The organism is Butyrivibrio sp. X503 (assembly GCF_003625475.1).
Taxonomy (GTDB): domain Bacteria; phylum Bacillota; class Clostridia; order Lachnospirales; family Lachnospiraceae; genus Butyrivibrio.
The window spans coordinates 59,888-83,069 of sequence record NZ_RAIQ01000010.1 but is presented as its reverse complement, the minus strand read 5'-3'; the positions used below and the strand labels follow the sequence as shown (position 1 = coordinate 83,069).

20 protein-coding genes are annotated in these 23,182 nt (G+C 43.0%); 18 read left to right on the top strand and 2 right to left on the bottom strand.

Annotated features, from left to right (window positions below; translation table 11 throughout):
• Window positions 1–33 precede the first annotated feature (33 nt).
• Together D6853_RS14385 and D6853_RS14380 are read right to left on the bottom strand one after the other, a co-directional pair.
• A complete protein-coding gene (locus tag D6853_RS14385) occupies window positions 34–1,923 on the bottom strand; it encodes a DUF4832 domain-containing protein (protein WP_158588775.1) in 1,890 nt (629 codons plus the stop codon).
• 266 nt (window positions 1,924–2,189) lie between these two features.
• On the bottom strand, window positions 2,190–2,612 hold the full coding sequence (locus D6853_RS14380) for a hypothetical protein (protein ID WP_120658699.1): 423 nt from the start codon (window positions 2,610–2,612) through the stop codon (window positions 2,190–2,192).
• A gap of 405 nt (window positions 2,613–3,017) precedes the next feature.
• On the opposite strand from D6853_RS14380, the gene D6853_RS14375 reads away from it, so the two are divergent.
• From D6853_RS14375 to D6853_RS14280, 18 genes are all read left to right on the top strand, one after another.
• Window positions 3,018–3,305: a co-chaperone GroES gene (locus D6853_RS14375; RefSeq protein WP_092247695.1), complete on the top strand. Its 288-nt coding sequence runs from the start codon at window positions 3,018–3,020 to the stop codon at window positions 3,303–3,305.
• A gap of 64 nt (window positions 3,306–3,369) precedes the next feature.
• A complete protein-coding gene (gene groL, locus D6853_RS14370) occupies window positions 3,370–4,989 on the top strand; it encodes a chaperonin GroEL (RefSeq protein ID WP_120658698.1) in 1,620 nt (539 codons plus the stop codon).
• Between the two features lie 1,044 nt (window positions 4,990–6,033).
• Window positions 6,034–6,708, top strand: a complete 675-nt coding sequence (locus D6853_RS14355; protein WP_158588774.1) for a queuosine precursor transporter — start codon at window positions 6,034–6,036, stop codon at window positions 6,706–6,708.
• Window positions 6,705–7,454, top strand: coding sequence for a radical SAM protein (locus tag D6853_RS14350; protein WP_120658694.1), 750 nt, complete (start codon window positions 6,705–6,707; stop codon window positions 7,452–7,454). The genes D6853_RS14355 and D6853_RS14350 overlap by 4 nt, the downstream gene beginning before the upstream one ends.
• Window positions 7,455–7,640: 186 nt before the next feature.
• Complete coding sequence (locus tag D6853_RS14345; protein WP_147367779.1) at window positions 7,641–8,738, top strand: hypothetical protein; 1,098 nt, start codon at window positions 7,641–7,643, stop codon at window positions 8,736–8,738.
• 23 nt (window positions 8,739–8,761) lie between these two features.
• Entirely contained in the window at window positions 8,762–9,901 is a 1,140-nt protein-coding gene (locus D6853_RS14340) for a transglutaminase domain-containing protein (protein ID WP_120658692.1), read from the top strand.
• Between the two features lie 29 nt (window positions 9,902–9,930).
• Entirely contained in the window at window positions 9,931–10,956 is a 1,026-nt protein-coding gene (locus tag D6853_RS14335; protein ID WP_120658691.1) for a transglutaminase domain-containing protein, read from the top strand.
• 117 nt (window positions 10,957–11,073) lie between these two features.
• The gene (locus D6853_RS14330; RefSeq protein WP_120658690.1) at window positions 11,074–11,742 is read left to right on the top strand and encodes a hypothetical protein; all 669 of its coding nucleotides are present in this window, start codon (window positions 11,074–11,076) and stop codon (window positions 11,740–11,742) included.
• A 13-nt stretch (window positions 11,743–11,755) separates the two neighbouring features.
• The gene (locus D6853_RS14325) at window positions 11,756–12,844 is read left to right on the top strand and encodes a hypothetical protein (protein WP_120658689.1); all 1,089 of its coding nucleotides are present in this window, start codon (window positions 11,756–11,758) and stop codon (window positions 12,842–12,844) included.
• A gap of 172 nt (window positions 12,845–13,016) precedes the next feature.
• Entirely contained in the window at window positions 13,017–13,838 is an 822-nt protein-coding gene (locus D6853_RS14320) for a pyridoxamine kinase (RefSeq protein ID WP_120658688.1), read from the top strand.
• 24 nt (window positions 13,839–13,862) lie between these two features.
• Window positions 13,863–14,396, top strand: coding sequence for a TIGR04002 family protein (locus D6853_RS14315; RefSeq protein WP_120658687.1), 534 nt, complete (start codon window positions 13,863–13,865; stop codon window positions 14,394–14,396).
• Window positions 14,397–14,408: 12 nt separating this feature from the next.
• Complete coding sequence (locus tag D6853_RS14310; protein WP_120658686.1) at window positions 14,409–15,005, top strand: TIGR04100 family radical SAM protein; 597 nt, start codon at window positions 14,409–14,411, stop codon at window positions 15,003–15,005.
• A gap of 227 nt (window positions 15,006–15,232) precedes the next feature.
• Entirely contained in the window at window positions 15,233–16,816 is a 1,584-nt protein-coding gene (locus tag D6853_RS14305) for a hypothetical protein (protein WP_120658685.1), read from the top strand.
• A gap of 158 nt (window positions 16,817–16,974) precedes the next feature.
• Window positions 16,975–18,060, top strand: coding sequence for a lysozyme inhibitor LprI family protein (locus D6853_RS14300; protein WP_120658684.1), 1,086 nt, complete (start codon window positions 16,975–16,977; stop codon window positions 18,058–18,060).
• A gap of 82 nt (window positions 18,061–18,142) precedes the next feature.
• Window positions 18,143–19,108 (top strand): macro domain-containing protein, encoded by a 966-nt coding sequence (locus D6853_RS15605; protein WP_120658683.1) that lies wholly within the window; start codon window positions 18,143–18,145, stop codon window positions 19,106–19,108.
• Between the two features lie 181 nt (window positions 19,109–19,289).
• Window positions 19,290–20,738 carry an aminotransferase class I/II-fold pyridoxal phosphate-dependent enzyme gene (locus D6853_RS14290; protein ID WP_120658682.1) on the top strand — a complete coding sequence of 483 codons (1,449 nt, stop codon included), beginning with the start codon at window positions 19,290–19,292 and terminating at the stop codon, window positions 20,736–20,738.
• A gap of 92 nt (window positions 20,739–20,830) precedes the next feature.
• Window positions 20,831–21,694, top strand: a complete 864-nt coding sequence (speE, locus tag D6853_RS14285; protein WP_120658721.1) for a polyamine aminopropyltransferase — start codon at window positions 20,831–20,833, stop codon at window positions 21,692–21,694.
• A 176-nt stretch (window positions 21,695–21,870) separates the two neighbouring features.
• Window positions 21,871–23,133, top strand: a complete 1,263-nt coding sequence (locus D6853_RS14280; RefSeq protein ID WP_120658681.1) for a saccharopine dehydrogenase family protein — start codon at window positions 21,871–21,873, stop codon at window positions 23,131–23,133.
• Window positions 23,134–23,182 lie beyond the last annotated feature (49 nt).

The following is a 23,182-nucleotide window of genomic DNA, read 5'->3' as shown; positions in this document are numbered from 1 at the left end:
GCCACTCCTTTCTTTTGATATTATGATGATTACTTAATGCTTTTTATATTTGAATCTTTTGAATTTATAGGTCTTGGAATTCTTCTTTCCGTAATTGTTCTTTTTGTCGTTTTTCTTGTGATGATCGTGTTTGTCGTCTTTTTTGTCTTTCTTGTCCTTACCGTCACAAGAATCTTTTTTGTCCTTGTCGGTTTTGCCCTGATCATCGTTAGAAGCATCGGTGCCTGGTTCGTCGGTAGAAGCGTCGGTGCCGGGCTCGTCGGTAGAAGCGTCGGTGCCGGGCTCGTCCGTCGATGTAGCAGCTCCGGGCTCATCAGTTGAAGCATCAGTGCCGGGCTGATCCGGAGTTTCTTTTATGTCGTCAGATGAGATACTGATCGTTCCGATCTTGTTGGCGCAAAGATCCTCATCGAAGCAGTCCTTGTTTGCAAAGGCGATGCCTGTTTTTGATGTTTCGCCTGTGTCGGTGGCGTTCTTGATCCTTAAATAAACGTCCCAGTTACCGGCGGAGAGTTCCGAAGGTACTTCAAAGCTCCAGTCATAATTCATGGTTGCGAGTGACTTTAGTTCTTTTGCATTAAAGTTATCAATGCTTGAAACGAAGGTGTCATCGCCGTTTTTAAGGATTACTTCAGCTTTTTTATCTGTAAGGAAATTACCAAAGCCGGTGTTCTTGATGGCACCTGTCATAGTAAAGGTTCCGTCTGAATCAAGGGTTTCGGACATATCAGATTCTTTTACCAGGAGACGATATCCCATGTGATCGCGGATAAATTCTCTGTAAGACTTGTCGATGTAAGGTGCGAAGTCTTTCTTGTCAGCGCCGGGAAGAATGAAGTCTTCGGAAACAGTGAGCTTATCGAGCTCGCCGGCGATAGTGTGTCCGCTTTCGTTTATATTGTGAAGATATGATAAATGGGTCATGTAGAGCTCACCCATGAGCGCGGGCTCGTCGTAGATGATAGAGCCGTTGCTCTGTAGATCGGATAGGGTAAGATAAGCCATCTCACCGCCGTAAGGAACAGTGTCCATTCTCTGAAGAAGATCCGCTGCTGTCTCACGAGTGATGTAAGAGCCGCTGTTTTCTGCTCCGAAGGTTCCGACATCGGTTGAAGTACCGAGATAACCGTCGTTGTACATACCAAGTCTTGGATCAAGTCTCAGGCTGCCGTTATCGATAGCTGCTGCAAATTCGTCACCTTTGTCACCAAAGCCGTAATGAGCCATGAGGTGCTTGGGTGATCTTACGAGAACCTTGATGTTTGAATCAAGATTTGAAAGCCATGCCTTTGAAAGCTGACTGTAGTACTGAGGCTCATCGTACATTGAAGTATGCATCTCGCCCCAAGGACCGTACATTCCGCATTCAACTGCAAGCACAGTGTCTTTATATTCATTTATTACCGGTGCTAATTCAGAGATGTGCTTTAGGATAAGGTCGATATCGGGCTCAGCGCCGTTTTCACCTGTCTTGGAAGGTTCGTTTCCTGCTGTGTTATCACTTGCGTAAGAAAATCTAAGAACAATAGATGTGCCGCTGTTTCTGGCATTCTGAAGAGTTTCCTTTAATGAATTAAGAAAATCGGGATGCTCTGATAGAGATTTGTAGCCGCCGCATCCGTTTGCGGTCTGATAATCTTGGTGAGAAAAATCATTACCGTTTGAAAAATACCGAAGATCGTACATGATGCTGTACATTCCTCCGGAGGGGTAGAGGACCTGAGTGGCCCCATCGCTGACGGTGACCCATGTATACGGGCATTCACCTCTTTCGACATTTTCAAGCTCAGCACCTGATTCCTCAAGGCTGATCGTAGAGCCGAGGTTTTCGGCATGTACGGGCGCTGCACACATTACCATTGTTGTCGTGGTTACAACGGTAGACATGAACAAGCGCAGAGCGTTCGTCTTCTTTAAGTTCATATTCACTTCCTTTCCTTTTTGCGTAAAATTGTGTATTGTTACCAAAAGTATGGCTGCACTTGTGTTCCCCTTATGTAAAAAATGCACCATATATTTTCTGATTATAAAGGAATCGAGGGGAAAAAGCAAATAAAATGCCGAAAAAAGTGGCCCCTCTCGCTACCGGCCTACACAAAAAAACAAACGACAGGGAGATGATCCTGCCGTTTGTTATATGAGAGATTTTGATCTGATCAGTAGATTTTGTTTAGCGAACCCGTATTGATTTATACTGTAGTATCCAGTGATACCGATGTATCCGCTGCAGTTGTCTTTGTCGCATCCTTATCGTACTGCTTGAGCTGATTGTCAAGCCAGTTTGATTTAAGCTTCTCGTACTTATCGGCTGTGTTAACGGTGCTGTCAGTCTTCTTTGTGGTTGTAGCAGCTGCTTCTTTTGTCATCTCGGAAACCGTTTTAACGGTTTTGGGAGTCTTAACAGTCTCTTTTTCCTGAGCTTCTACAGAAGCTGTCGAACCCGTCTTGCGATACGCATCGAGCGCATTCTGATTGCCGACTTTTTTAACATACGATTTCATCAAAGATCCGTAAGATCCGTTCTTGATGCTGGAGTAGTCGGATACAAGATTGCTCATATCATTAACATAATTATATGAACCTGATAAGCTACTGAAAATGTTAGCACTCATAGGCATTACCTCCTTGCCAATCCGCTTGCGTCATGCAAACTTCAAAACCTCCGTGTTTTGATATGTATTTTAAGTAATTGTATTATGCTCCGTAAATCGTTTAATTGCAATTTCTTTATAATAAAATAAATCTAAAATAAATCTTATCGCAGGGAATAAAACTATAAACTCAAACGCGCGTAATTTATAGCATTTTAGCAGCTTTTTGAGATAAATAACAGAAAATGGAAGAAATAAAGAGTAATTAAGAGTAATAAAAAGATATAACGAGAAAACGTAGTATATCCGCGTTTGCACATACAGACCTAAATAACTAATATATGTTCTTAGGAGTTAGCACTCGAGATAAAAGAGTGCTAACAATTAAAAAGATAATAGAACCTATTATATAAAGGAGGCACCATAATGAAGTTACAACCACTTGCAGACAGAGTTGTGCTCAAGGCACTTGAAGCAGAGGAAACAACCAAGTCCGGAATCGTTCTTCCCGGAGCAGAGAAGGAGAAGCCCCAGCAGGCTGAGGTTATCGCTGTTGGACCCGGCGGAGTTGTAGACGGCAAGGAAGTTAAGATGCAGGTTAAGAAGGGTGACAACGTCATCTATTCTAAATACGCCGGAACAGAGGTTAAGCTCGACGACGTAACATACATCATCGTTAAGCAGAACGACATCCTGGCGATAATAAAGGGATGAAAGGTCAAATAATTCTGTACTTGTACAGAGAATTATTTTTATTAATATATGGAGGAAAACAATAATGGCTAAGACAATCAAGTACGGTGCTGACGCCCGCACAGCTATGGTAGAAGGCGTTAATAAGCTTGCAGATACAGTAAGAGTAACAATCGGACCTAAGGGAAGAAACGTAGTTCTCGACAAGTCCTATGGTGCACCCACGATCACCAACGACGGTGTAACTATTGCAAAAGAGATCGAGCTTGAGGATGCTTATGAGAACATGGGCGCTCAGCTTGTAAAAGAAGTTGCTACAAAGACAAACGACGTAGCAGGTGACGGAACAACAACAGCTACAGTTCTTGCACAGGCAATGATCAACGAAGGCGTTAAGAACCTCGCAGCAGGCGCTAACCCCATCGTGCTCAGAAAAGGTATGAAGAAGGCTACTGATTGCGCAGTTGCAGCTATCAGCAAGATGGCTACAAAGGTTAAGGGCAAAGATCAGATCATGAGAGTTGCCGCTGTTTCTTCAGGAGACGACGAAGTTGGACAGATGATCGCTGACGCTATGGAGAAGGTTTCAAACGACGGCGTTATCACAATCGAAGAGTCCAAGACAATGCAGACTGAGCTTGACCTCGTTGAAGGAATGCAGTTCGACAGAGGATATATCTCAGCTTACATGGCAACAGATATGGACAAGATGGAAGCTAACCTCGAGGATCCTTTTGTTCTTATTACAGATAAGAAGATCTCCAACATCCAGGATATCCTTCCTCTTCTTGAGCAGATCGTTAAGACAGGATCTAAGCTCCTTATCATCGCTGAGGACGTTGACGGTGAGGCACTTACAACTCTTATCGTTAACAAGCTTCGCGGAACATTCAATGTAGTAGCAGTTAAGGCTCCCGGCTACGGCGACAGAAGAAAAGCTATGCTTGAGGATATCGCAATCCTTACAGGCGGTAAGGTTATTTCTTCAGACCTTGGCCTTGAGCTTAAGGATACAACAATGGATGACCTTGGAAGAGCTAAGAGCATCAAGGTAGAAAAAGAGAAGACAACAATCGTTGACGGTCTCGGAGTTAAGAAAGAGATTCAGGCTAGAATCGCACAGATCAAAAAGCAGATCGAAGATACAACATCTGATTTCGATAAAGAGAAGCTTCAGGAGCGTCTTGCTAAACTCGCAGGCGGCGTAGCGGTTATCAGAGTCGGTGCAGCTACAGAGACAGAGATGAAAGAAGCTAAGTACAGAATGGAAGATGCTCTTAACGCAACAAGAGCAGCAGTAGAAGAAGGAATCATCTTCGGTGGTGGTTCAGCTTACATCCACGCTTCTAAGGAAGTTGAGAAGCTTGCTTCTGAGCTTGAGGGAGATGAGAAGACAGGTGCTAACGTAGTTCTTAAGGCACTTGAGGCTCCGCTTTTCCACATCGCCAACAATGCAGGTCTCGACGGATCAGTTATCGTTAACAAGGTAAAAGAGAGCAAGGTAGGCGTAGGTTTCAACGCATACTCAGAGAAGTATGTAGACATGGTTAAGGACGGAATCATCGATCCCGCCAAGGTTACAAGAAGCGCAATCCAGAACGCTACCAGCGTTGCATCAAGCTTCCTTACAACTGAAGCTGCAGTTGCAACAATCAAAGAGCCTGCTCCCGCAATGCCCGCAGGAAATCCTAACATGATGATGTGAGCGATAACGAGTAAAACTCATCACTCAAAAAATCAAGCACCACGTAGTGGTTTAATAATGAAGAACCCCATCACCAAGCTCGCTTGGTATGATGGGGTTCTTTGTTATTATAGTGCGCCGTAGGCGCGCTTGATTTTTTGAGTGTGCGAGCTTTACGACAACGGACGACAATAGAAACCGCCACCACAGTGAACAAGCTTACTTGCAGAACAGTGGTGGCGGTTTCTATTGTATGAGCTATAGAAAAGGTAATCATCTTATTCATAAATGTATCCAAGAATTTCTCCATATCTTTACCTCCGTCAGTGCACTTTCTTGTATAACACATTTACTGAGAATCATTCGGCACCCTAGGCATGGCCTACTCCCCAAAACTTATCACAATACCGTTTTTCGACATGCCAAACGGCTTTTCTTGCGGATATGCGTGCTCGATTTTTCCAAAAAAGCATGCGTTTCAACAGAAATGCTTGATATGCGTGCTCAGTCACTGCCGTTTTCCTCCAAATATTGAATGAAATGCTGATAATACGGGCAAAAATGACATGTCAAATCGAAGAGAAGCGCGATTGGCGTGCACGGACGACGATTCGCTTTGCAAATCTCATCGAAAACTCTCTTGCAAAACCTCTTTTGCAAAAAAATCATCCGAAAAATCCTCTTGACACTATCCTCACACCATAGTAAACTACCCAAGGCTGTTACATTACGTAACCCCGACAGTTCGTTTGCACCATCCTGTCGATAAACAAAACCAGGGCTAGTTAGGAACAGTGTATTACCATACATTCTGATAGCTCTGCGTAACTGTGCGCAGAGCCTTTTTATATCATAGGAAATATTTCGCGAGCGAAATGCCGCTTTATTCTCGGAGAATCCGTGCGCGAAGCGCCGGGCATACGCCTAATCCACGCTGCGAGCGACGAGAATCCGCTCCGAATCTAACTTCCCCTGCAACCATATACATATAAGAAAGGTTATAAAGAAATGAATATATCTTTGGGAATTTTAGAACTGATAGTGTGCTTTTACGGCGTACTTTTAATGGACAAACTATTCGGCAAATTCGGTCTCTACACATGGATGGCGCTTGCCGTTGTTTTTGCCAATATCCAGGTTTCCAAGCAAGTTGACATCGCCGGAATATCAACTGCGCTCGGTAATGTCATGTTCGCTTCGACCTACCTTACAACGGACATTCTCAATGAAAAATACGGCGAAAAAGCCAGCAAAAACGCTGTTAAGATAGCAGCAGCTGCCCTTATCGCTTACATAATCTTTGCGCTCTTTACACAGGCGTTTATACCAAATTCTTACGATACAGTAGATTCCGGAATGAAGAGTATTTTTGCCATGTCCGTAAGGATCACAACTGCATCCGGCGTCATGTTTATATTATCCAACTGGGTAGACGTTATCATTTACCAGAAGATCAAGCAAAAGACAAACGGAAAGCACATGTGGTTTAGAAACAATATATCAACCATTCTTTGCAACTGCGCAGAGAACTTCGGCTTTTCGGTTCTTGCATTCATCGGAACATTTCCGCTTCTTTATTGCCTTGAGATAGCTGTGGCCGGTTCAATTATCGAGATGCTGATCGCTCTCTGCGATACACCGTTTTTATACCTCGCAGGTATTCTTAACCGCAGCAGTGGAATTTTATTGTCAAAAGAAAATGATAATGAAGCTGTCGAATCCAAGGAGAAAGTCGCATGATCTACGATCTTGTACGCTATCAGCTTGTAGACGAGAATACAAGCTCCATGAAAAGAGAAAACGTCCTTCTTGTATCCCTTGGATGTTCCTGGGGGAAATGCGCTTTCTGTGATTATCAGGATGATAAATCTTCTTCGGTACTAGCTTGCGATACTGTAAATAAAAAAGTACTGGCGCAGGTAAAGGGAAGAGAAGTAGGCTCGAATATACTGGAAGTCACATGCTCTGCGTCATATACCGAGCTTCCGTTTACAACGCTTAATTATATTCGTGAAACCTGCAAAGAGAAAGGTATAGACACAGTTATCCTCGAAGGACATTACATCTACAGAGATGCAAATCCCTTTTTCACAGACTTCTTTGGACAATGCGGGATCAAAACAATCTTTCGCTGCGGCGTTGAGACCTTCGATGAACACATCAGAGAGGACATCCTTCATAAAGGCCTTCCGGGGGTGACGCCCGAGCAGATTGCCCGCCACTTCTCATGGATAAACATCATGTTCGGAATGGAAGGCCAGACTATGCAGCAGCTTGAAAAAGATATTGCTACCGGACTTAAGTACTTTGACCGCGTGAACCTTAGTCTCTACACTACAGTAAAAAACGGCCCCGTCCGTGACAGCTTGGCTATTGAAGCTTTTTACAACAGTGATTGTTATCGTGAGCTGAAAGAAAATCCTGCCATCGATATCTATGACGAGTGGGACGAAGAAAATGCTCATAAGGTTGGACATGATAATTAATATTTTTTGACGATAAACTCGCATGAATACTGAAAGTCGGATCGTTTGATCCGGCTTTTTATAATATAAAATTTGCTTTTTTTTAAAAACTTTGTTACAATACCCGACATATAAAATGAAATAAAAATACAATGCGCTTATAAATTTTTTTGAAATTGAAATGGGAAAAGGAAAGGGGTAATGAAAATGAAATTTAAAGCAATTATTGCATTAGTATTGTGCGGAATGATGATGACTGCATGCGCCGGTAAAGCGACTGAGCAGCAGATTGAAAACACGGATAATGTTGTGACAGAAGTATCAACAGTGACAATTGAATCTAACGAAACATCTTCCAATGTAACCGGAGCTTTCGAGGAAGGTACGGAATATTCAATTGAGCAGAATTCTTCGGATATTTATTATTCTTTTAATCCACATGTAGATGTTCCGTTGATCCATGATTCATACGGTGATGATGCATGGAATTCATTTTACGATCTGTGTGATGCCGTTAGAGACGGAGACGATGGTTTTGCGTGTGCCGATGAGGATACATTTAGATTATGTTTAGACATGATGAGAGCTTTTTTTCCGGGAGCTTATCCTTATATAGATTTGAATAATTCATATTTTTCTGATGGTATAGGTTATATCGTTTATCTGATTCCGAAGAATGAAGTTGTTGAAAAAGAGCGCGAATTTGAACAGGAAGTTGAAAATATTCTGAGAGAGTGCGTTACCAAGGACTATACGGATGTTGAAAAATGTTTTGCACTTTATGATTACATAGCACGAAACTATGGAATCGACTGGGAAGAGGATGATGTAGTAACAGGTAAAGCAGAATTTTCCGAGGATCATAAAAGTGAGGATGTCGGAATCCGCAAAGGTATTATGACTAGAAGCGGCGTTTGTGCTGAGTTTAGCGGAGTATATACTTATCTGCTTCTTCAGTGCGGAGTTGATGCAATGACATATGGTGCGAATGGTCATAGGTGGTCTTACGTAAGAATTAACGGTAACGAATATCATATAGATCCTACATGGGGAACAACCAAGAACCATACAGCCAATCTCACATATTTTATGATGACAGACGCTGAAAGAAAGGCAAATATTAAGAAAAGGATTTTTCCTCTTAAATTTAGATATAAGTATTTTAATAACTGTATGAGTTATAGCGCCGTTGATGAGAGATTCCAAGTACTTAGAGGCGGAACGTTCTTGTCTATGGATACTGAAAATAAGGTTGTTTATTATGAATTGGGCGGTGAAACATGTGAGTACCACTATGATGCCTGAGACATAAACGGAGTAAATATATTATGAGAAAAAGAAATCTATTGGCAGTATTACTTTGCGGGATTATCCTGACGGCTTGTACTAAGCCTTCGGGACCTGTTGAAAATACCGGCAATGCAACATATGAACAGACAACGGAAGATGGTAGTACAGAAGCTTCTACAGAAATTTCCGGGGAAGGAGCATCAACAGACGGTGCTTCGAACGCATCAACAGATGCATCTTCGGATTCTTCAACTGTTTCTGAGGAGTCTGTGGTTTCGGATGAGGATTTTTCTTTTAACCCTCATGTTTCTCCTAAAAAGCTTTATGATGCCTACGGAGCTGAGGAGTGGGAGACGTTTTTTAAACTGTGTGATGCCCTAAGGGCAGGTGAAGATACTTTTGAGTGTCCGAGTAGGGAGATATATGAGTGGTGTTTCAGCGGAGCGCCTCTGGATGAATATATGCCTGTAGCCAGACATAATACTGAAATGAATTTTACAGACGGATATACGGATGGCGTGGGACATATTACCTATGAGATTCCGAAAGATGAATTTGTAAAGAAGCAAAAAGAATTTGAGAAGACAGTCATGGACATTGTAAATGAAAATGTCGACAAGGATTACACTGATTTCGAGAAGTGCATCGCTCTTTATGAATACATGGTAAATAACTATGCTTATGATTATGAGGAGCTGCAGTATTGCGATGTTAGTAAAATGAATGATCTTCCTGCGGGAACATACGGTACTTACAGAACCTTCAGGGATAAAAAAGGTGTCTGTGACGATCTGAGCTCAGTGTATAACTATCTGCTTCTTCAGTGCGGAGTAGATGCGGTGAAATACGAGGGAAATGTCTTCGGAGAGGGGCATGCATGGACATACGTGACTATTGACGGAGTGGGATATTTTATCGATCCTACCTGGGGACTTCCCGATCAGTCGGGCACCGATCTTCAGTATTTTATGATGACTTCGGCGGATCGTGAGCCTGAATTTTCCGATATGCATCCTTTGACTATTTACTACGATCACAAGAATACCGGAATTGATTTTACGGCGACAGATGACAGATATGCGGTTCTTCATGAGGGTGAGTTTCAGTCTTTAGACATAAAGACTAAGACTTTATATTACAAAGTAGGAACAGAAACAAAAGAGTTTCACTACGAGTGACGGTTTTTATATTATAAGGAGATTGAGGTATGAGAAGACTTAAGCTGCTTATCTCATCTGGCATATTATGTCTTTTACTGATGTCTTGCTCCTTTAAGCCGATAAAGCAGATCGATGCTTGTACAGAGTTAGGGAGGCCTGTATATTCCGGCGAAAAGTTTGCTTTTAATCCTCATGTTTGTCCTAAAAAGCTCTATGAAGCCTATGGACCTGAGGAGTGGGAGACGTTTTTTAAACTATGTGATGCCCTAAGGGCAGGCGAGGATACTTTTGAGTGTCCGAGCAGGGAGGTTTACGACTGGTGCTTCAGCGGTGGACCGCTGGATGAGTTTTTTCCTGTGGCAAGATACTCTTTGGAGAGCGATTGCGAGAATGGCTATGCTGACGGCATCGGATATATCAAATACGCCATTCCGAAAGATGAATTCTTAAGGAAGCAAAAAGAGTTCGAGAAGATGGTCACGGATATACTTAATGAGAATGTCAGCAAAGACTACACTGATTTTGAGAAGTGTGTGGCCCTATATGAATATATGATAAACAATTACGTTTATGATTACAGGGAGTCAGCCAACAACACCTTTGAGAAAATGGCGAATCTTCCGAGAGGAACTTACGGCACGTACAGGACTTTTAAGGACAAAAAAGGCATGTGCGGCGATCTGAGTAACGTCTATAATTATCTGCTTCTTCAGTGCGGAGTAGACGCAGTGCAATATATCGGAGGACCTGTCGAAAAAAAACACGCCTGGTCATATGTAACTATAGACGGAGCAGGATATTTTATAGATCCTACATGGGGTCTTCCGGATAAAAGTCCGAACGATCTTACTTATTTTATGATCACGGCTGTTGATCGAGAGTCGGATTTCGGAGATACCATGGAACCGGTGGAGTTTGGCTATGATCATAGGAATATCGACGTGGATTTTTCGGCAGACGATAACAGGTATGCATCTCTTCACGAGGGCGATTTCGTGTCCTTGGATAGGGAAAAGAAAACGCTCTATTACAAAGTAGGTAACGAAAAAAGAGAGTACCATTATTCGTCATAGACCGCTACGCGCCAATACATGAATGAAAATTTATGGCAGGGGTTGGCATTTTTAAAAAATTGTGATAGTATGTTATTGAATTGTTACATTAATTTTACATAAAAGGAAGGAAAGATTATGAAAAGAAAGCTTATTTTACCTATAATTGCAGCAGCTATGATGCTCACAGCTTGTACAGGTGAGGCTGTTACTGAGCCTGTAGAGGGAGCTTCTGAGGAGATCAGCGCAGTTGCAAACACAGATATTTCAGTTGAGACAAAAGAGGATGAGGCAGATGTTGATGTATCTGCCGAGGCAGCTTCCGAGGCTTCAACAGAGGCTTCATCAGAGGCTTCTACAGCAGCAGATACTGCAAAGAGTTCAGACGCTGCCGACAGTAAGAGCAGTGCATCACAGGCAGATACAAAGACAACCGATTCAAAGACAACCGATGCCAAGTCAGGTGACAGCGTAACAGTTGACGGTACATGGTCAACAGGTTCCATCGGATATATGGACGGCGATGATATGCAGCCTGATTTTTATGTACAGTTTACCGATACAGAGATCAAATACGGACACAAGAAGAACGGAGAGTTCGTTCTTGATCACTCAGATAAGATCAAGTCTTCAGAGAAGACAGCAAACGGAGTGAAGATTCAGGCTGAGAGCAGCAAGGGAGTTCAGTATACATTCCAGACTTCCGAGGCTGACAGCTCAACACTTGAGTATTACGAGACATGGGAAGAGAGTAAGTTTGCCGATAGTTACAGTGGCGGCGCATCACTTAGCAAGTGTACAGATTGAGAGGAAATAAAAAATGAAACTTAGATCACTGACAGCAATTATCGCGTGTGGCTTGGTATTATGTGCTTGTTCCAATGAAACCGGCGTAGATGCAGGATTTGATTCCGAGCAGATCACAGCTGAGAACGGACAGGAAACCGGCACAGGCGAAACAGATACTGAAAAGACAGAAGATGCAGAAACTGCAGATGATACTTCATCTCAGACTTCGGCATCCGATAAGAGCGGTGAAGCGCTCTATGAAAGTTTTTTGAATAACGAGACAAAAGTTCTTGTAGATACAGAGAATGACTTTGGCGAGTATATCAGTCTAAGTGATGTCAAAGGTAAGGAATGTACGCTCGATGAGCTTAAGCAGGCAATTTCCGATGCCGTTAGTAAGGACAGCGGTATGGATGTTAAGTATGACAGTGTAAAATATTCATACATTGACTGCGGCGCGGACGGTGTAAAAGAGCTTGCACTTGACTTTAGCAACGCTGAAGAAGTACCTTATTCTCTTACTGTAGTCGTAAAGGAATATGACGGCGCGCTCAAGCTTATTTATTCAAAGGATTCATGGGATAGATACACCGTTGAATTAAATGAGTACGGTGCTATTCTCGGAAGCGGAAACGACGGATGGGGCGCTTTCTCAACCGATAAGAGCTTTATCGACGCTGACGGTGAGTATCATTTTATTTACAGAGCTTATGTAAGCGAATATGTTGAACCCGGAACACCCAGAGGAGATCTGAGGTTTAACGGAACAACACATACACTTCCTCAGGATATCAAGCTTGATGACAGCTATGCTTTCCTTAGTTTTGATTTTAATAATACTTTGGAAGACGACTCTGATAACGTATATACATATTCAAAAATTATCGAGAATGCCGGCGATGAGACAAGGAATACTTGGGAGTACTATTACGGCGTATTTAATGACGATGATTCCAATTATGACAGCAGCAATGCATTTATGCAGTTCCTTGAGGGCGAAGGCCTTAAACCTCTTACTTTGAAGGAAGTAGATAAGAAGATCGCTGACAAGGAAGCTTCAGAGGGTCTTACAGATAAGATCAATAGCGGAAGCGAAGTAAAGATGGAAGATCTTAAATAATATAATAACTTAGTTAGCTAGAGGCGGCGGAGAGTAGTATTATTCTCCGCTGTTTTTTTGCCCAAAAAACTGGTTATAAGAAAAAAACTTAAATTGACTATTTTTCTATATCCAGAAATGGAGTAAAGTTTCATTTAAATATTTTACTATTATAACGAGAGGACTTGAGAATATGAGGGTTGCAGCAATTAATGATCTGTCAGGCTTTGGAAAATGCTCGCTTATCGCGGACATAGCGGTGTTATCTGCGATGGGTATTGAGGTTTGCCCGGTTCCTACCGCTGTTCTTACTGCGCAGACAGGCTTTCCGTCTTTTTATATGCACGATACGGGAGATATGGTAGAGCACAGTAAAACAGAGTGGTCTAAGATGGGAGAGGCCTTCGACGGCGTTATTACGGGATATATTCCAAATGAGCAGATGGTCGACAGCGTCATGGATTTTGCAGATTCTTTTAACCGAAAAGATACAGTGCTTTTGGTCGATCCTGTTATGGGTGATGCCGGTAAGTGCTTTCCGAATTTTTCAGAAGGACTTATTTCCAAGATAAAAGAGCTTTCGAAGAAGGCCAATGTTATAACGCCCAATCTTACGGAATTGTACCTTCTTGCCGGGGAGGATCCAAAGAAAGCCGACATTTCTTTTACCGAGGAAAAAGACATTGCGAAGATAGCGGATATTGCCTTTAAGGTGAGAGCAAATGACGGGCAGGACGTTGTGGTCACAGGTATTCCGGGAAAAGAAAACGAGGTATGCAATCTTGTTTATTCTAACGGCGAAGCAAAGGTTATTCGATGTAAGACCAACAAAAGAAGCTATTCCGGAACGGGAGATCTGTTTGCGGCTGTTCTCATGGGAAATATCTTAAACGGAAAAGATACTGTGGCTGCGACAACGGCTGCTGCGGATTTTATCGGTGAAGCGATTGATGCGACCACAGAAAGCGACAGAAATTACGGAGTTTCTTTTGAAAAGGTTTTGAATAAACTATAAAGACTTATCGGAGGAGATTTTATTATGACAGAAAAAAACATACAATCCGGCTCAAAGACAAAGCTTATGGCACTAACGGGCATGATGACGGCAATGACCGTTATCTTTACGGCATATATTTTTCATATCCCGGTTGGTATGAATGGTGGATACATTCATTTCGGCGATTCGGTGATATACCTTGCGGCAGCTTTTTTGCCCTTTCCGTATGCGCTTATTGTGGGAGCACTCGGCGGAGGAATCGCGGATCTCTTGACAGCGCCTATGTGGACGATAGCTACGATGATAATAAAGATGCTTATCGTCTTACCGTTTTCAAGCAAAAGCAAGAGATTTTTATCAAAGCGAAATCTGCTGGCACCTGTCATAGCTTTTTTTATCTCGGCAACAGGCTATTACATTGCAGAGATGATCTTATTTGGAAGCAAGACTGCGATCATATCGGCGTTTTCGGGAAGCCTGATTCAGTCGGGCGGAAGCGCACTCTTTTTCTACATCGCGGGAGCGGCATTTGACGGCGCGGGAATAAAGAAGACTGTTTTAAAATACACGACGTAAGGAGATTTCACGATGGCAGATATTTTATATACTTACAAGAATTCGGTTTATGCGAATATCACAAATAAGTGTAATTGCAGCTGCACCTTTTGCATTAGGTCTTTAAAGGATGGCGTCGGAAGCGCCGATACTCTTTGGCATGAGAAGAATCCTTCGAAAGAGGAGATTATTAATGCGATTAAAAACTATGATTTTACGGGATTTGACGAGCTTGTCTTTTGCGGATACGGAGAGCCGACCTGTGCTTTGAATACACTTCTTGCGGCGGCTAAGATCGCAAAGGAAGAAAAGGGGCTTAAGACTCGCCTTAATACGAACGGACTTGGAAATGAGGAGAACGGACGCAATATAGTTCCCGAGCTGTCTGAGGTTATCGATAGCGTGTCGATCAGCCTAAATGCGCCGGATACGCAGAAGTATCAGGAAGTGACAAGACCAGGATTTGAAAATGGATTTGAGAAAATGATCGATTTTGCGTTAAAATGTAAGGGAAAGATAAAAGATGTGAAGTGGTCGATCGTCGACGTGCTTCCCGGTGAAGACATTGAGAAATGCAAGCGGTTATCCGATGATACGGGGATTGAGCTTAGGATAAGGCATTATAGTTAAAGCCCGGGGTGATCATTGCCTTAAAAAGGAAATGTATTTCAACGGATCACGACGGATTGTATGAAAAATACGGTTTTTCGTTTTCGCAATCATGCACAATTTTTTGAAATAATTTTTAGCGATAATTCATTTAGGGATTATCGCTTTTTTGGTGTCTAAAATAGTATAAGACCTGATGATCAATTTAAGTGGGAAAGTAAATGTTTATCTAAAAAGGAGGATAATCAATGAAAGATGGTAAGAAGATTGCATCGGGCTACGCGGGAATGACTTATAAGGAGTATTTAAAGAAGTACAATGACTTAGTAAATGATGATATGAAGGACGATTACGGCTATATAGTGAATCTAACAAAAGAGGAACAGGAACTGGATTCATTGATGAATAATATCAGGGAAGATCTCATAGGTGATAAGCATGTTTATGCTGTTAGAGATTCAGATGATCCGCCAAGAATTTTCCCACCTATGAGACCGTTTTATGAAGTCAAGGATATGATTGGGGCAGACAAGCTTTATGGAACATTTCAGAGGATGCCAAAGGGCGCAAATCTCCATATTCACACTAGCTCTACGCTAAGTGCAGATGATTTTTGGAAACTGCTCATGGATTATGACAATCAAGGTGATGGCGCCGTTGTTGTTAATTATAATAAAGATGATAAAGTTCGAAAGATTTATAAGTATACTGTTTTTTATCTAAAAAACGAAATTCCAACCAATTATAAAAGAATCAAGGAGCTTAGTAAAGAGGAGCAGAGAGAATTGCTTTCGTACCTGACCATTTCAGAGAACAGTGTAAACGAAGAAAAATATATCTGGGATGAATTCGATAAGATATTCCAGAGAGTATATCATGTTTTGAGTATAAGAAAAATTTATTATGAATACTATAAGCGTGCCTTCTTAAAGATGATAGGTGACAATACAAACCATGTTGAACTTCGATTTGGTCCAAGTATACTTAAGGAGTCAAATGATGATGAATTATCAGAAAAGGCTTTTGTACCTGATGATCCCGGCAAGGAAAAATTCGAATCAGTTGAGCTTATTTATCAAGCTTATCAAGAAGCCAAAAAATACGCTGAAGGATTAAAGAAAAGTTTTTCCGTACGTTTGATAGTTACATCGAGCAGAGGAAAGAAGAAGTCTTTGGAGGAAACAATAGCCGGTTATAAAAACGATATTGATTGGGTTAAATGCTATAGAAATACAATTATGGAAGATGGAGAACCATTTATAGTTGGATATGATCTGGTTAGCGAAGAAGATCGCGGATGGAATACCCATGATGTTTCCCAAGCCTTTTTTGATGATGAAAAACTGGTAGATGTTCCTTTCTTCTTCCACGATGGAGAGAGCTGCTGGGCGGATAATAAGAATCTTTTCTCTGCTGTCACTTTAGGCTCTGTAAGAATCGGTCATGGTGTTAACTTGTATCATTTCCCGGATGTATTGGAGGAAGTCAGGCATAGAAATGTTACCTTGGAGGTTTGTCCTATCAGTAACCAGTTACTTAAATATACTCAGGATCTGCGGATCCATCCGATTGCAGAATATATGAAACGAGGGATCAACTGTGTTATTTGTAACGACGATCCGCAGATATTCAATTATAACGGATTAGCATATGATTTCTGGGAAATATATTATTCACAGTTGATTGGTTTGGGTGCTATTAAGAGGCTGGTATTTAATTCTATTCAGTTTTCTATGTTGGGCAAACATAAGCAAGAAAAGCTTGATGAGCTTAATGATGAATGGAACAAGTTTGTAAAACAAGAAATAAAGATATTATCCCCTAAAAATTAATAGTTAATATGTGTATCCTAGCCCCCTGAAAAAGGGGGCTGTTTTTTGTATTAAGCTTGATAGAAAGCTGTAAAGCCGCGCGGAAATTGATTTTTTCTTGATATGTGATATCATGTTATATAAATGTTACATGTATTTTAATCAAGGAGAATACGCTTATGAAAAGGAAAACAGTTTTTTGTGCATTGATGATTACAATATTAACGCTTGCCGGATGCAGTGGGGAAGTTGCAGAAGGCAATGATGCGGGTTTTGAAACGGTGAATGAGACTCAGACAGAGCAGGAATCCGGTGCGGATGCAGAAGCGCAGGATTCAAGCGACGCTGAGGCTTCGGATAATACCGTCACAGATACTGAGGCTGATGGTGAGAGCGCAAGTGTTGAGAAGTCGGAAGACAGCGATACAAGTGCTGCGGAGGCTTCGCAGGAAACGGCTGACAGCAGCAAGTCATCCGATTCCAAGGAGACGGTTACCGGCTCCGATGTAGATCCCACCAAGGATTTTATGGCTGATTACAGCGCCGATATTAAGAAAGACGTGGATGCGGCAATAGCAGGAGCAAGTTCTGTTCAGGATGAGTTAGATGCGGTTTCAAAGGTTGCGGATAAGTATCGGAAATTTGCATCCAAAGCCGTGGGTCAGGCTGACATGAATATGGCATCGAATTGGTCACTTACTGTTTGGGACTCAGAGCTTAACAGTCTTTGGGACAGGATATCTAAAAGCGCGGATGCTAAGGGCAAGGATGATCTTCTTGCTAAGCAGAGAACTTGGAATTCGATGAAGGATAGTGTGATCATTGCAGATATCGGACCACGAGAAGAAAGCGGAACAATATACCCTCTTCTTTATAATGGCTGCATGGAAAATCTTACTTACAACAGATGTATCGTCCTTGCAAACGAGCTTGCCAAGATTAACGGTGACAGCTTTAAAATGCCTGAGAGAGGAATTTACGGCACATACGTCGATGACCAGGGAACGGGTGAAATATACAGCACTCTTGTGATCACACAAGGAATGGAAGGAGATAACGTTGCCAAAATAGCTCTTTACAGAGAAAAAGACTTAGAGGGCTCATTTACTGATAAGGGTAACGGAGAGCTTGAATTTACCGATAATGCATCAGGAGTAAAAGGAATAATAAAGCTTAACGGCTGGGACGGCGCTACATTTGAAGTTACACAGGGCGATGAAATTGTAGCCACCGGTGAAAAGCATACTTTTGGTATTATATTCTGATAACGGCCTGTATCGAAAAATAGTGAATATGCCGCCGAATATGCGTTATAATATTGATATATAGCGAAATGCAGGAGGGAATATGGGAGATAACTTAAAGGAACTTGAACGTGCGATCTACAACTGTTATTTTGCAGGCGAAGATTCTCCGCCGGAGCCCATTTTTGATGTGCTTTCGGACGGGATTGTAAACGGTATGGATTTCCTGGTTCCTATAGATGCTTCCGAGGAACTACTTAATATTATGAGCGGCAAAGGGAAATCAGGCGACGGCGATAACGCAGACCCTGATGAAAATATTCAGATCAAATTCAGACATCTTGTCGTGAATGAAAACGGTGAGTATTTCATACCTCTTTTTACAAGTAAAGAGGAGATAGATAAGGGCCAGCCCACGGCCTGCATAGGTCAGCCGGTGAAGACTCTTTTTGAAGCAATTGATAACTGGCCTAAGTGCATTGGATATATGATCAATCCTTGGGATAAAAAGATTGTTATTAATAAGGATATGATACATATGATCCTTGAGTATGACAGGAGCGCGTTTATTACTATCGTGAGAGGCGGAGTTTTGGACGTTCATGCGGCGGCTATCGTCAATGCCGCAAATAATACGCTTCTTGGCGGAGGCGGAGTGGACGGAGCTATTCATAAGGCTGCTGGACCGGGGCTTCTTTCTGAGTGTAGGACACTTGGAGGATGCGATACGGGTGATGCCAAGGTGACAGGTGCTTACGATATTTCTTTTGCCGATGCCATCATACATACCGTCGGCCCTGTGTACAGCGGATCCGATGAGGATGCACAGCTCCTTGCTTCGTGCTATACAAGCAGCCTTGAGAAAGCGCTGGAAGGCGGATTTAAGAGTGTTGCTTTTCCTTGCATATCAACAGGGGTGTATGGCTATCCTTTGGATGAAGCAGCGGAGGTCGCTCTTACCGCGATAACGGAGTGGCTCACGGCGCATGAGGGAATCCTTATGAATGTGTATATCTGCTGCTTTAGAGACGAAGAGCTTGATTCATATATGAAGCTCATCGGAGGCTGAAAAAAGGCTTTTTTCAGCGCTTGCCAAATAAAAGATTGTATACAAATTTTTTACTTTCATAATGAAGCAATATATAGTATTATAAGTTTACTGTACAATTGGATTTTAACGGGGAGTAGTGCGAAGACTCGCACCGCTCCCTTTTACTCGCGAAGTTTTATTTGGTAGGAGGATCGGCAAGTTGGACCTTAGCAGACAAAAGAAAGCGCCTGTCTACGAGGCTATAGAGAGATTTCGTAAGCAGAGGGTTGTTCCCTTTGACGTTCCGGGACACAAGAGGGGCAGAGGTAATCCCGAGCTTGTGAGTTTCCTGGGAGATAGATGCGTCAGTGTAGACGTTAATTCAATGAAGCCACTTGATAATCTTTGTCATCCGGTATCGGTTATTAAGGATGCGGAGGAGCTCATGGCTGATGCTTTCGGTGCAGCGCATGCGTTCATGATGGTCAACGGAACGACGAGCGCGGTTCAGGCGATGGTTCTTTCTACCGTTAAAAAGGGCGAGAAGATCATCATGCCGAGGAACGTGCACAAGAGTGCGATCAATGCGCTTATTCTTTGCGGCGCGGTTCCGGTATATATCGATCCCAAAGTTGATACGAAGCTTGGAATCCCGCTCGGAATGGAGATTGCGGACGTTAAGAAGGCGGTAAAAGAGAATCCGGATGCGAAAGCTATCCTTATTAATAATCCTTCTTATTACGGTATCTGTTCAGATATTAAGGCAATCGTCGAGCTTGCTCACAAGAATGGCATGAAGGCGCTTGTTGACGAGGCTCACGGAACGCATTTGTATTTCGGACCGGGACTTCCTTTAAATGCTATGGCTGCGGGTGCGGACATGGCAGCGATAAGTATGCACAAGTCGGGCGGAAGTCTTACGCAGAGCTCGGTTCTTTTGTGCGGAGAAGGTGCTAATGTCGGATATATCAGTAGGGTTGTGAATCTTACGCAGACTACGAGTGCAAGTTATCTTTTGCTCGGAAGTCTTGATATTTCAAGAAGAAATCTTGCGCTCAACGGAGCGGACAGCTTTGCCAAAGTAACCAAGATGGCGCAGTACGCGAGAGAAGAGATCAACGATATCGGCGGCTACTACGCTTATGGCAATGAGCTTATTAACGGCGGAAGCATATATGATTTCGATGAGACTAAGCTTGTCGTAAATACCAGAAGCATCGGTCTTACAGGTATCGAGGTCTATGACCTTCTGAGAGATGAATATGACATTCAGATGGAGTTTGGTGATCTGTCCAATGTCATGGCATATATTTCAATCGGCGACAGGCTGCAGGATATTGAGAGACTTGCGGGAGCGCTTGCCGATATCAGAAGACTTTATTCCAAGCCTGAGCAGAGCTTTTTCTCTGCGGAGTACGTGACACCTATTGTTAAGGCGACACCTCAGGAAGCTTTTTATGCGGAAAAAGAGCCTGTTTCTATCGAGAATTCAGTCGGCAGGATAAGTGCGGAGTCTGTTATGTGTTATCCGCCGGGAATACCGATCCTTTCGCCGGGTGAGGTTATCACGGAGGAGATACTTGACTACATCACGACTGCAAGGGAAAAAGGTTGTTCCATGCAGGGGCCCGAGAGTGAGGATATTTCCGAGCTTTTTGTACTCAAGTGATCATGCTTAAGTGATTTTTGATGATTAAAAAGATATAATAGTTTATAGACACGCTATATAGTTGCGTTTATAGGAGATCGATAATGGCAGAGATGGATTATTGGTTTAGCGATATGCATACCGGAAACGTTAAGATCAGCATCAGGATCAGCAAACAGCTCTTTTCCGGTAGCAGCGAATTTCAGAGAATAGACGTTTTTGACTCACCTGAGTTTGGCAAGTTCCTTACTTCGGACGGTAATATTATCTTTTCCGAGAAGGATGAGTTTACTTATGATGAGATGATTGTTCATGTCCCGATGGCGGTTCACCCCAAGGTTCAGAGAGTCCTGGTTCTTGGTGGCGGCGACGGAGGTGTTGCCAGAGAGCTTACTCACTATGAGGAGATCAAGGTAATTGACGTTGTTGAACCGGACAACATGTTTGTGGATGTCTGCAAGCAGTATTTCCCGGACAATGCGATCGGACTTGAGGATGACAGAGTTCATATCTATTATCAGGACGGACTTAAGTATCTTCGTAAGTGCGAGGATATGTATGATCTTATAATCAACGATGCGACCGAGCCCCTTGGCCATGAGGCAGGTCTTTTTACCAAGGAGTTCTACGGAAGCTGCTACAAGGCGCTTCACGACGACGGCATCATGGTGTATCAGCACGGAAGTCCGTTCTACGATGAGGACGAGGAGAGCTGCAGAGCGATGCACAGGAAGGCGTTCAGAGTATTCCCGGTTAACAGGGTTTATCAGGCGCATATCCCCACATGCCCCGCAGGTTACTGGCTCTTTGGTTTTGCCAGCAAGAAGTACCATCCGCTCAAGGATTTCAATCCTGACAGATGGGATGAGAGAGGAATCAAGACGTGGTACTACACCACGCATTTGCATAAGGGAGCGTTCATGCTGCCCAAGTACGTAGAAGACTTATTACAGGAAGAGGAGGATATGTCTAGATAACACGGTCATAAGTAAGAGGCCACTGCAAGCTTGCTTGTAAGTGGGCGAATTACTTCATGACCTGAAAAACATGAGGAATTAGTGGGGCAGGGGCCCCATGGTTTCCGAATGTTTTTAGGATTGCGAGAGCGCTTTGCGCGGAGCAATCCGTGTTATCTAATAAGAAAGGAGCATATATGAGCAGATTACTTGTTATTGGTTGCGGCGGAGTCGCACAGGTTGCAATACAGAAGTGCTGTCAGAACAGCAAGACATTTACGGAGCTTTGCATAGCAAGCCGCACGGTTTCCAAGTGCGACGCTTTAAAAGATAAGATCGAAAAGAGCGGAAGCAGCGTAAAGATCACAACAAAGGCGGTTAATGCCGATGACGTGAATGAGCTGATCGCACTTATCAAGGAGTATCAGCCTGACGCGGTTCTTAACGTTGCGCTTCCTTATCAGGATCTTGTTATCATGGACGCTTGCCTTGAGTGCAAGGTTGATTATATCGACACAGCCAACTATGAGCCTGAGGATACGGATGATCCGAAGTGGCGCGAGATTTACGAGAAGCGCTGTAAGGAAAAGGGTTTCACAGCTTATTTTGACTACAGCTGGCAGTGGGCTTATATGGATAAGTTCAAGGAGGCAGGTATCACAGGCCTTCTCGGAACAGGCTTCGATCCCGGCGTAACAAGCGTATTTACCGCTTATGCCAAGAAGCATTATTTTGACGAGATTCACACTATCGATATTCTTGATTGCAACGGCGGTGACCACGGTTACGCTTTTGCGACCAACTTTAATCCCGAGATCAACCTTCGCGAAGTTAGTGCGAACGGAAGCTACTGGGAGGACGGACACTGGGTTGAGACTAAGCCCATGGAGATCAAGAGAGTTTACAACTTCCCTGAGGTCGGAGAGAAGGACATGTACCTTCTTCATCACGAGGAGATCGAGGCTCTCGGAAGAAACTTCCCCGAGGTAAAAAGAATCCGTTTCTTCATGACGTTCGGTCAGAGCTATCTTGATCATATGCGTTGCCTTGAGGATGTCGGAATGCTTTCAACAAGTCCCATTAACTTTGAGGGAAAAGAAATCGTGCCCATCCAGTTCTTAAAGGCACTTCTTCCCGATCCCGCAAGCCTTGGACCGAGAACAGTCGGAAAGACAAATATTGGCTGTATCTTCCGCGGAATCAAGGACGGAAAAGAAAAGACAGTTTACATCTACAATGTATGTGATCATCAGGAATGCTACAAGGAGCTCGGAAGCCAGGCTATCAGCTACACAACAGGTGTGCCTGCGATGATCGGAACTGCTCTTGTTGTTAACGGACAGTGGAAGAAACCCGGTGTATACACAACGGATGAGTTCGATCCCGATCCTTACATGGAGATGCTTAATGAGTACGGACTTCCTTGGGTGGTTGATGAGAATCCCGCTCTTGTGGATTGACGCTACGTGCATAGAAGCAGCGGTTTGACTGCATATTGAAACTCTGGGA